Source organism: Tersicoccus phoenicis, assembly GCF_001968835.1.
In the GTDB taxonomy this organism is placed as follows: domain Bacteria; phylum Actinomycetota; class Actinomycetes; order Actinomycetales; family Micrococcaceae; genus Tersicoccus; species Tersicoccus phoenicis.
Window position 1 is genome coordinate 22,671 of the sequence record NZ_MRDE01000035.1, and the last position, 10,389, is coordinate 33,059.

11 protein-coding genes are annotated in these 10,389 nt (G+C 68.1%); 4 read left to right on the forward strand and 7 right to left on the reverse strand.

Annotated features, from left to right (window positions below):
* Positions 1–18: 18 nt before the first annotated feature.
* The 3 genes from BKD30_RS06510 to BKD30_RS06520 form a co-directional block, all read right to left on the reverse strand.
* Positions 19–882, reverse strand: coding sequence for a hypothetical protein (locus tag BKD30_RS06510; RefSeq protein WP_143588086.1), 864 nt, complete (start codon positions 880–882; stop codon positions 19–21).
* A gap of 151 nt (positions 883–1,033) precedes the next feature.
* Positions 1,034–1,795: an SWIM zinc finger family protein gene (locus tag BKD30_RS06515; protein WP_235861536.1), complete on the reverse strand. Its 762-nt coding sequence runs from the start codon at positions 1,793–1,795 to the stop codon at positions 1,034–1,036.
* Between the two features lie 73 nt (positions 1,796–1,868).
* Entirely contained in the window at positions 1,869–5,042 is a 3,174-nt protein-coding gene (locus BKD30_RS06520; protein WP_235861537.1) for a DEAD/DEAH box helicase, read from the reverse strand.
* 264 nt (positions 5,043–5,306) lie between these two features.
* On the opposite strand from BKD30_RS06520, the gene BKD30_RS16460 reads away from it, so the two are divergent.
* The 4 genes from BKD30_RS16460 to BKD30_RS06540 are packed head-to-tail and all read left to right on the forward strand — an operon-like array spanning position 5,307 to position 7,981.
* Entirely contained in the window at positions 5,307–5,585 is a 279-nt protein-coding gene (locus tag BKD30_RS16460) for a hypothetical protein (RefSeq protein WP_076703333.1), read from the forward strand.
* A gap of 23 nt (positions 5,586–5,608) precedes the next feature.
* Positions 5,609–5,917 carry a hypothetical protein gene (locus BKD30_RS16465; RefSeq protein WP_076703335.1) on the forward strand — a complete coding sequence of 103 codons (309 nt, stop codon included), beginning with the start codon at positions 5,609–5,611 and terminating at the stop codon, positions 5,915–5,917.
* On the forward strand, positions 5,917–6,837 hold the full coding sequence (locus BKD30_RS16470) for an SbcC/MukB-like Walker B domain-containing protein (protein ID WP_218189265.1): 921 nt from the start codon (positions 5,917–5,919) through the stop codon (positions 6,835–6,837). The genes BKD30_RS16465 and BKD30_RS16470 overlap by 1 nt, the downstream gene beginning before the upstream one ends.
* The gene (locus BKD30_RS06540) at positions 6,827–7,981 is read left to right on the forward strand and encodes a DUF3322 domain-containing protein (RefSeq protein ID WP_076703339.1); all 1,155 of its coding nucleotides are present in this window, start codon (positions 6,827–6,829) and stop codon (positions 7,979–7,981) included. The genes BKD30_RS16470 and BKD30_RS06540 overlap by 11 nt, the downstream gene beginning before the upstream one ends.
* Before the next feature lie 19 nt (positions 7,982–8,000).
* Here the strand turns inward: BKD30_RS06540 and BKD30_RS06545 are convergent, their stop codons facing one another.
* From BKD30_RS06545 to BKD30_RS06565, 4 genes are all read right to left on the reverse strand, one after another.
* Entirely contained in the window at positions 8,001–8,432 is a 432-nt protein-coding gene (locus BKD30_RS06545) for a cytotoxic translational repressor of toxin-antitoxin stability system (protein ID WP_076703340.1), read from the reverse strand.
* Complete coding sequence (locus BKD30_RS16475; protein ID WP_218189266.1) at positions 8,429–8,569, reverse strand: hypothetical protein; 141 nt, start codon at positions 8,567–8,569, stop codon at positions 8,429–8,431. Before BKD30_RS16475 ends, BKD30_RS06545 begins: the two co-directional genes overlap by 4 nt.
* 31 nt (positions 8,570–8,600) lie before the next feature.
* Positions 8,601–9,731: a DDE-type integrase/transposase/recombinase gene (locus BKD30_RS16480; protein ID WP_076703344.1), complete on the reverse strand. Its 1,131-nt coding sequence runs from the start codon at positions 9,729–9,731 to the stop codon at positions 8,601–8,603.
* A gap of 121 nt (positions 9,732–9,852) precedes the next feature.
* Positions 9,853–10,389, reverse strand: a 537-nt coding sequence (locus tag BKD30_RS06565) for an IS1634 family transposase (protein ID WP_143588087.1), incomplete at its 5' end; no start/stop codon positions are given.

Sequence of the window (10,389 nt, forward strand, 5' to 3'; positions counted from 1 at the left end):
ACTCAGACGCCGGCGCACTCACCCCACGTAATCGATCGCGATGTCCGCCATGTAGAAGTCGACCGCCGACTTGTTCTCGAACAGCACCGCGTTGCGGACGGCCGGTCTGGCCGTGTCGAGCGCCCGCATCACGTTCTCGACCTGGGAGACCGCCTCGATGCGGTAGAAGTCGGCGCCGAACTGCTGCGCGAACTCCGCGAGTGCCTTGAGCTTGATATCGGCGTCGGGGAGGTGGTGGCCGTGTGGGTCGACGATCGAGGCCTTCACCTCACCGCCGACCTCATGGAAGAACACGAAGTCGGGGTACATCGAGCGCCAGTTGCCCTGCTGATCGCGGTAGACGATGCCGAGCGAGTCGCCGGCGGAACGGGGCGGGTTGCGGTACCAGCCGAGCGCGCCCGGCCGCGTCTGTTCAGCCATCACCACCTCGCGTTCCCAGGCGTTGAGCGACGACATCGGGAACATGCCGTGCTCATCCGACATCAGGTGCTTCCCGATGAGCGGCGCGTCGGCGAGCTGGTCGTCAGCATCGATGACCTTGAAGTCCTCCATGCGCGACTTCGGCCGGCTGAGCTCGCCACGCTGCGGCGCGATGGTCATCGCGCGGATCTCTTCGTAGTCCTGATGGCGCACGTCGGGAAGGCCTTTGAGCTCGCCACGCTGCGGCGCCAACCATCGCTCGACCAGCTCGGTGGCCTCCCGGTCGACCTTCTCGCGAATCTCCTTGATCATCGCGAGCGCGGCGGTGCGCACGAAAGCGTCACGCAGCCCGTCATCGTCGCCGTCGTCGTCGCCGGCGACGATGGTTGACGTACGACTGGGCGATATCGGCGCCGAACGCCTTCTTTGCGTCCTCGAACGCCGAGCGGATCGCACGGTCATCGGCGTGCATCGAGAACTGGCAGTAGGTGAGCCTACTCGAGGTCGAGGTGCCCGAGATCTGCTGAAGGTCGACGCGCCAGACCTCGTCAATCTGCTGAGGGGTCGGTCACGCCGTCGCTGGCCAAGGGCCAGGAGTTCGACCTGTTGGCGCTCACGGGCGGTCGACCGGGTCCGATGGACGCTCGGCGGATTTTCGGAGCGCCGCATACACGGGACGCAGGACCTCGGTGAGCGGACGAGAGCGCACCGTGACATCCACGGGCGGCAACTGGTCCAGCAACAGCGCGCCGCCAACGGACCTCCGTCGCTGGGGAAGAGGCGCGGGCGAGACGTAGAAAGTGTCCAGCACGTCCGTCAGGGGGGCGCCTGCGCGCGTCTCGTTCCCACCCGCGGAGTCGGCCTCGTGCATCCGTCCCAGCAGGTCCTCGCGTTCGCGTCCGCGCCAGGCGAGGATGCGGAACGGGTCGTCGTCGAACTGCTCAGCCAGCAGATAGAACACCGCCGCCAGGTGTTTACACGGCACCTCCCAGTCGGGGCAGGAGCAATCCAGGCTCAGCTCATCGGCACCACGCGGGAAGAGCGAGAGCCCGACCCCGGTAAAGACGTCCTCGATATCGGCGGGCATCTCCCCGGCCAGCAGGGTCGCCACGTACCAGGCATTGCCCGCCAGTGCCTCCTCCACGGACGCCCACTCCGCTTTGCCGAACGCCCGGAGACCGATGCGTACCCGGTACGGCTTCGCTCGCGACCCCTGCACGCTGGCAAGGACCGTGCCGGCGTCGATGTCCAGCGACATCACCTGCCCACGGCGGGCATAGTTGCGGCCACGCTGAAGACGCGCCCCCACGCCCAGTGTCTCCAACACCTCGATGAACCGCCCGGACCACCAGCTGGTACCGATGGCGCCACGCACGCTCCGGGCCTTGACACCGCCGTGGACACGGCGAGGTGTCGACGGCGGGAAGAATGGCGAATCGTTGCGGCGCCTACTCACCGACGGCCTCCTTGGACAGGGCGAACACGTCGCGCAGGCTCTCGGTCGACAGCTCCGTGAGCCATCCCTCGCCATCGCCGACGACCATATTGGCCAACGCTGATTTCTCCTTGATCATGGTGTCTATCCGCTCCTCCAGGGTCCCGCGGCAGATGAACTTGCGCACCTGCACGCGCCTTTTCTGCCCAATCCGGAAAGCACGGTCGGTGGCCTGATTCTCGACGGCGGGATTCCACCACCTATCGAGATGAATGACGTGGTTGGCGGCAGTCAGGTTGAGTCCCGTACCGCCCGCCTTCAGCGAGAGCAGGAAGATCGGCGGACCGTTCTCCGACTGGAACCGGCGCACCAGCTCCGTACGGTTCTGCCGGGAGGTGCCCCCGTGCAGATAGGCGATGTCGATGTCGAAGCGGGCCGCGAGGTGGGGCATCAGCATCTCGGCGAATTCGGTGTACTGGGTAAAGCACAGCACCTTGTCGCCCTCCGCGAGGATCTCGTCCAGGATCTCCTCCAGTCTGGAGACCTTGCCGCTGCGCTGGCCCGGGGCGGATCGATCGTGCAGCAGCTGGGCCGGATGGTTGCAGATCTGCTTGAGCTTCGCCATGGCGGCCAGGACATTACCGCGCCGTTCGATTCCGTCGGAGCCCTCGATCTTCTCCATCATGTCGTCCACGACCGACTGGTACAGCGATGCCTGCTCGCTCGTGAGTGTGTAGTACTGGTTGATCTCGATCTTCTCCGGCAGGTCGTCGACGATGGCGGGATCGGTCTTCACACGCCGCAACAGGTAGGGCCGGGTGATGGCGCGCATGCGCTGGGCCGCCACGTCGTCGCCGTGCCGTTCGATCGGGATCGCATACCGGGAGCGGAACAGTTCCGCCGAGCCCAGCATCCCGGGGTTCAGGAAGTCCATGATCGACCACATCTCGCCCAGCCGGTTCTCCACCGGGGTGCCGGTCAGGGCGATCCGATGGTCCGCCGTGAGCCGCTTGACAGCCTTCGCCGAGCGCGAGACCCGGTTCTTCACCGCCTGTGCCTCATCGAGCACGATCCGGTTCCAGGTGTGGGCCTCGAACTGGTCGACATCCCGGGTCAGAGTCGCGTAGGTGGTGATTATCATGTCGATGTCGTCCAGAGCCTTGTTGAAGCCTTCGCCGCGCAGCCGGTCCGGGCCGTGGTGCGCGTGCATCCGCAGCCCGGGTGCGAACTTCGCGGCCTCGGCCTCCCAATTGCCGATCAGCGACATCGGGCACACCAGCAGGGTGGGGCCGGTCTCCGAACCTACGTGCCGACGCACCGCTTCGAGCGCCAGTAGTTGAACGGTCTTGCCGAGCCCCATGTCGTCGGCCAGGCAGCCGCCCAGACCCAGATCGGCGAGGAAGTTCAGCCACGCCAGACCCCGTTCCTGATAGGGCCGCAACGTCGCACGGAAGCCCTCTGGCGGGGCAACAGGCTGGATGCTCGCGCCGACCGAGCCGTCCAGCAGGGCTCCCAGCCACCCCTCGGCCGTGACGTCGACAACCTCCAGGGGGAGCTCCGAACCGTCGGGATGAGTGGCGGCGAGGCGCAACACGTCCGCGACCGTGCCGCGTCCCTCGCCCTCGCGCTGGAGGAAATCGATGCCGCGGCGCAGTTGGTCGGAGTTGACGGTCACCCACTGGCCGCGCAACCGCACCAGCGGGGCCTTTGCTTCCGCCAACGCCGTGATCTCCTCCTCCGTCAGGGTGTGCTCGCCCATGGCGAGACTCCATTCGAAGTCGCAGAGTTGATCCCGCCCGAACGACGGTGCTCCGCCCGTGTCATCACTCCCGGGGCTGGATGCCGACAGCTTCAGGCCCAATTTCGCCCGGCGATCCCACCATGACGGCAGCAGTACGCCGAAACCCGCCTCGTCCAGGGCCGGCGCCGCCTCATGGAGGAACACGAATGCGGCGTCCGAATCAAGGTCCAGCGCCATGGGTCGGGACTGGCGCAGCCCCGGTTCCAGGCCCGGGTAGATCCGTACGGCCTTGCCCAGTTCACCGAGCAGCACCTCCTGCGGGCGCCCGAGCCAACGGGCCAGTGCGCCGTCATCTCGCCAGACCCGCTCGGCGGGAACCATCAGGCTCGGATCTGTCGAGGACTGCAGCAGAAACTCCAACTGCCACGGAGGCGTGTCCGGCTTTGCACCCCCATCGGCTGATCCATGGGAGGCCTCGGGTCCATCGGTCGACAGGGGTCCCGCTTCCCCGTCAGGTTCTCCACTGGGAGCCTCGGCGAGCCGGAAGACCGCGCGGGCGGGAGCGTTGGTCTCCCGCGCATACTCCGTCCACGGCACCAACGACTGGTCCAGCTCGGCCAGGGCCGGCTCGGGCACGAGGACGCGCGCGTCCGGCCCTCGGAGCGCCTCGAGCCATGCGTCAACGGCGCGCGGTTTCAGAGGCTTGCGACCGCGGCGCGGCGGCAACATCGGCAGGTCATCTGGCAACCGTAGGCGTACCGCGGCGTCGGTGAGGGCGGCAAGCGCCACCGCGACCAATTGACCGGCGTCTTCCGAACCGGGTTCCGCCCGAAACGCGGGCGGGGTGGCCGCGATGAGATCACCGAACGCGAGTGCGTCGGGTCCGCGCAGGACGGCGCGCCAGCGCGCCTCGGCCACGGCTTCATCGTCATCGACGACGTCGGAGGTCCAGTCGATTTCCGGGAGCACCCGTCCCCGGTCGGCAAGTTCGTCGGCGAATCGCGCCAGCTCGATGACGAACTGCGCCGAAGGCGCCAAACGCACATCCTCCAGCGTCGCCGAATCATCGTCCGGACGGTCTCGGGGAAGCAGTGCAGGGGTCAAGACTGTGCCACCGTGCTCATCATCGAAGGCAGCGAGTACCTGCGGTTGGACCCACACGACGGGTACCGTCCACGGAAGCAGGGACGGGCCGGTCGAACTCATCGGCCGCGGCTTGATCCGCACGAGCTCGGGAGAGTCCATGGGCGATTGCCGCAATGACGGTAGCAACAACGTGGTGCCGCCGTGGTCGCCGTCCTGTAGTGCCGCGACGACGTTTGCCGAGGCGGCGAAGGGATGGGGCCGAGACGCTTTCAACGCCTGGCTACCGCTCTTCACCGTCTTGCCGGAGTCTTCCGCCCACAATCCGAGTCCATGTTCGAGCGACCAGAACGCGTGGAGCACCAGCAAATGCTTCGCCCTTCTTGAAGGAGGTTCGGCGCCGAGGACGCCGCCACTCGAACCTCTCGATCGAAACCCGCGGCATGCGAGCGAGTTCGGGAGCCAATGTCTCCGGCCGACCCGTCCAAGTCTATCGGCCCGCAGTAAGACGCTATGAGGTCCGAGCGGACCGCGCACGAGCACCATCACCATCACCATCACCCCACCATCACGAACGGCCGAGAGGCTCGACCGCGAGCGAGGCGAGCGGCAGGCGGAGGAACTCGCATGGAGCGGGCGCTCGCCCAGATCCGGGAGGATCTGCGCACCCAGGGCGGTGGCCGGCTCGCCGCGATCGACGCCGACATCGTCGACCTCACGGCGCAGCTGGACCGGCAGAAGGCGAAGGCCGGCGGGTATGCGGCGGCGGTCGAACGGCTCGGTCTCGTGGCGCCCGACGAGCGCGTGGGCTTCGACCGGAACGTCCAGCTCCTCGACGGCGTCGAACAGGGCCTCCGGGATCGCAGCGAGAGATCGAGGAGGCGAGCGACGCCCTGCGGGCGCTGACCGCGAAGGAGGAGGACGCCGTCGTGCGCCTGGCGCGAGCCCGAGAGAGGACCGCGGCCGTCCAGAAGCGGATCGGCGCCAACGAGCACGCGGCGAGCGGGCTCGACGAGTCGATCGAGGACTGCCGATCGATCCTCGTCGAGACGCCACCCGCCGACGACGTCACGCTCGCCACCGAGATCGCCGCCCTCACCACGGCGGTGCTCGGCGACGAAGAGCTCACGTACAAGAACGCCGAGCGGGCGCAGACCCGGGGCGGGAGCGCCTGCAGGGCGAGCTCGACGCGCTCACCAAGCGGCTGGAGGTGGCGGCCCAGCGCACCCTCAACCTGATGGCGGCCTTCCGCGCCCGGTACCCGGCTGAGACCACCGAGTTCGACGAGTCGATCGACGCCGCGCCCGAGTACAACGCTCTGCTGGCCCGGCTGGCCGGCGACGACCTGCCCCGCTTCGAGGCCCGGTTCAAGGAGTCGCTCAACCAGAACACCATCAACGAGGTGGTCGGGTTCAACGCGTTCCTCGACGCCCGCCGGTCGGATATCGCCGCACGGATCGATGAGATCAACGTGTCGCTGGCGCAGATCGAGTACGACCCGGGCAGGCACATCCAGCTCGAACGGCAGCCGACGACGGACTCGGACGTCCGCGAGTTCGCCGCCGACCTGCGGGCGTGCTCCGAGGGCACACTCGGCGGGGACGAGCAGTACTCCGAGCAGAAGTTCGTGCAGGTCGAGAAGCTGATCGAACGGTTCCGCGGCCGGGACGGCCTCACGGCGCTGGACGCGCGGTGGACGGCGAAGGTCACCGATGTGCGGCAGTGGTTCACCTTCAGCGCTTCGGAAATCTGGACCGAGACCGGCGAGGAGTACGAGCACTTCACCGACTCCGGGGGCAAGTCCGGGGGCCAGAAGGAGAAGCTCGCCTACACGATCCTGGCGGCCGCGCTCGCGTTCCAGTTCGGCATCGCGAACACCCGGGCGGGGAGCAACCGGAATCCCGACCGGTCGTTCCGCTTCGTGGTGATCGACGAGGCGTTCGGCCGCGGCTCGGACGAGTCGGCCCGCTACGGGCTCGAGCTGTTCCGCCGGATGCGGCTCCAGTTGCTCGTGGTGACTCCCCTGCAGAAGATCCACGTGATCGAGCCCTACGTGGCGCATGTCGGTTTCGTGGCCAATCCCACGGGTCAGGACTCGCGGCTGCGGAACATGACCGTCCAGGAGTATCGCGAGGAGCGCCTGCGTCGTGCCGGGTAGCTCCGCGTGGACGAGGGTCTCGGACCTCCAGGCCCTTGCCCGCAGGTCGTGGGATCGCGGCGAACTGCTCCGCGAGGCGATCCGGCCCACGGGCGTCCACCCTCGGCGTCGTGCGCTCAAGCGTCCGACGGCGGCCCAGTTGCGGGACGAGTACGCGGCGGTGCGGGCATGGGCGGCCGACCGGCACGCGTCTCATCCGTTCGCACTGGAGACGGCCGAGGTCGGCCGGACCACGATCGGGACGAATCTCGTCCCGTCCGCCGCCGTGTTCGGCTCGGCCGCGGACGAGGCCGCGTTCGCCGGGCGACGGCGCGAGTTCGACCGGTTCCGTCGCCTCGCCGACGTCGTACTCGCCGCGGAGCCGGAGCTCGAACCGTGGATGCTACGCCGACCGCTGGCCGCGCTCGACCTCGACGACGCCCTACCGGACCTCGTGCGGGCGGCGCGCTGGTTCGCCGACCACCCGGCACCCGGCATCTATCTGCGCCAGCTCGCGCTCCCGGGCATCCACACCAAACTCCTCGAACAGCACCGCCGCGTGCTCGACGAGCTGATCTCGACACTGGACCCGGCGCGTGCGGCGGGCGGCTTCGAGGCGCGGCACGGCCTCCTCACCCAGGACCCACCCGTACGCTTTCGCCTGCTCGACCCCGCGCTCGCCTTTCCCGGCGGGGCCACAGACGTCGTGCTGCGGGTCGCCGACTTCGCTCGCCTGGAGTTGGACGTCGACACCGTGATCGTCGTGGAGAACAAGGTCACCTTCCTCGCGCTACCTCCCGTCGCACGAGCCGTCGCCGTCTGGGGCGCGGGGTTCGGCTCCCACACGCGGGTGCCCGGGTGGGTGCGTGACGCGCGGGTGCTCTACTGGGGCGACCTCGATTCCCCCGGCTTCGCCGTCCTCGATCAACTGCGGGCGACGCACCCGCACGTGGTGAGCGTGCTCATGGACAGCGCCACCCTGGAGGCGCATCGCGAGCTGTGCGTACGAGAGCCGAAACCCACCCGCGCGTCGCTGGCCCACCTGACGAGTGAGGAGGCGTTGGTCTACGCCTCCCTGGCCGGCGCCCGACTCGAGCAGGAGTACGTCCGGTGGGACTGGGCCGTGTCGCGGCAGATGGCGGCAGTGGGACAGCGGGAGCGGTGACCTGGTCGAGAGCTGGCGCTCAGCTGAGCCCGCTGTAGAAGTCGTTGAGCCGCTGCAGGGCTTCGGCCCTGGTCATGGACCGCACCTCGGCTTCGGGGATCTTCGCCTGATCGATGAGCGTCCTGACGACCGCAACCGGAATCGTCTCCGTCGGAGCCGGAGGCCGGCCCCGCTGGGGCGGCACGCCGTCGTCAACGCACCGCCAGAACTCTTCGTCATCGACATGCAGTTGCTCGCGCAAGATGTGCGCCCAGATGCTCACGCCGTAGTCGGTGCGGTCGCGCGGATGGCTGATGCGGGTGATCAGGATCCGGCCGTCGGGGAGAGTGAACTCATAGTTGACGTGGTGGGTCCCCGACTTGCCGGTCGCGGTCTTCCGCTGCTGCCATCCTTCGATTTCGCAGAACTTCTGGTGATCGATGCGTCGCCCTACGCGGCGCTTGGGGTTCATGCGGTGAGCCAGGAGGCCAGCTGATCATCGCTTGACAGGGTGATCAGCTGCACCAGGCCCCAGTTCTGCTCGTGATTCGGCGCGGTGCGCAGCCGGTCGATCCACGCCTCGGCATAGTCCCGCAGAGCGAGGACCATCTCGTCGATGGCCTCCTCGAACGTCCCGCCGTCAGCCGCGAGAGGTTGGCCGGGGATGAGGACGGACCATCCCGCGTTCTCCGCCACGACCTGCGCTCTCGAGGGGCAGACCAAGGCGAGGTGATCTCGCAGACGTGCGGCGTCGAGAACCGCGCTGGTGTGCCTGTCTCGCGTCACGGTAGCCGGCACCCCCATCTCGGCGGCGTCGAGCAGGTCGCGGAAGTGCTGACGACCTTCCCGTGCGTTCGGGTAGGCGGCAGGGGTGGTGCTCATGACGGATCTCCTTCGCGGCGTGTACACAGTGTACGCCGATAGTGAAGAAGACGTGGCTGCCGATCTTCGAGCCGATGCCGGTGTGCCGGTGGTGGTGGTTGTAGGCGTGCGCGAACTCGTCCAGGAACTGGCGGGCGTGGGCCAGGGAGGTGAACCGGTCGGGGAAGTCGGGCAGGTACTTCATCGTCTTGAACAGCGCCTCCGAGTAGGGTTTGTCGTTGGACACGCGCGGACGCGAGAGGGAGCGGACCACGCCCAGGTCGGCCAGGAGAGTTCTGACGGTCTTGGAGGTCATCGACGGGCCGCCGTCGGAGTGGACGACCTGCGGGGTTCCGTGCAGGCCGAACGCGGTGGTCATCATCTCCGTGGCCAGGGCCCCGTCCTCGGTGGCGTGGACGACGGCGCCGACGATGTAACGGGAGAAGATGTCGATCATCACGTACGCGTCGTAGTAGACGCCGCGGGCCGGCCCTGGCAGTTTCGTGATGTCCCACGAATAGACCTGCCGTGGTGCGGTGGCGATCAGTTCGGGGACCTTCCGGGCCGGGTGGGTGGCCAGCCGGCGGCGTTCGCGGACCTGGGCGTTCTCGCGCAGTACCCGGTACATCGTGGCGACCGAGGCCACGTACTGGCCGCGTTCGAGCAGGATCGCGTAGACCTGCAGCGGCGGCTTGTCCACGAACTCCTCGCTGTTGAGCACCATCAGCACCCGTGCCCGCTCGGCGTTGGTGAGCTTGTTCGCCGGGGCCGGGCGCGGCCGCGCGGGCTCCGGGGCCGGCCCGGTGGCACGGGCAGCGGCCCGGGTGGCGGTCGCCCGCGGAACCCCGGTCAGCGTGGCGGCCTGCCGGGTCGGGGTGCCCGAGCCGGTCAGCTCGGCGTAGGCGTTCATGAGCGCTTCCTGCGCGGTTTGTCGGTGTCCGCGCTCTCGGAGACCTGTTCCAAGAGCGCGTGTGCTTTTCCCATGATCTCCAGCGCGGTGCGCGCCATGTCCCCTGAGTTGGGTCAAATCGTTAGTGCCTCGCTGTCGGGGCGTGGATTGCGTCGAGGATGGCTTGTTCGTCGGGGCCGGCCTGGGCCGGGATGGTCGTGGTGGTGCCGTTGACCGTGATGGTCGCTGACCGCAGTGGCTTAAGGGCTCGGATGACGCGTCGCAGTGACAGCCCGGTCCGGTCCTGCACGGCACGGCTTACTGCCAGGGCGGTGAATACGATCGTCAGGTGGGCCTCGATCGCGTCGCGGGTGCGGGCGAAGATCGGCCGGGCGCGCAGGTCGGTCTTGGACATCCGGAAGGACTGCTCGACGTGCCACAGGTCGTGGTAGCTGCCGATGACCTCACCGGCCGGCATCACGGTGGCGGGGATGTTGGTGACGTACCCTTTCAACCCGACCAGTTTCTTGGCCCTGGCCAGTGCCTTCTCATCGAGCGCCCGGGCACCGTTGGCGGTCTTCACGAATCGTGGGGTGCGGGCGGTCGTCTCACCGGCGACGACCGCCTTCGCCCGGTTCTCCTGCAGGGTCAGCGTCTGGTTGTCCCGCACCGCTCGTCT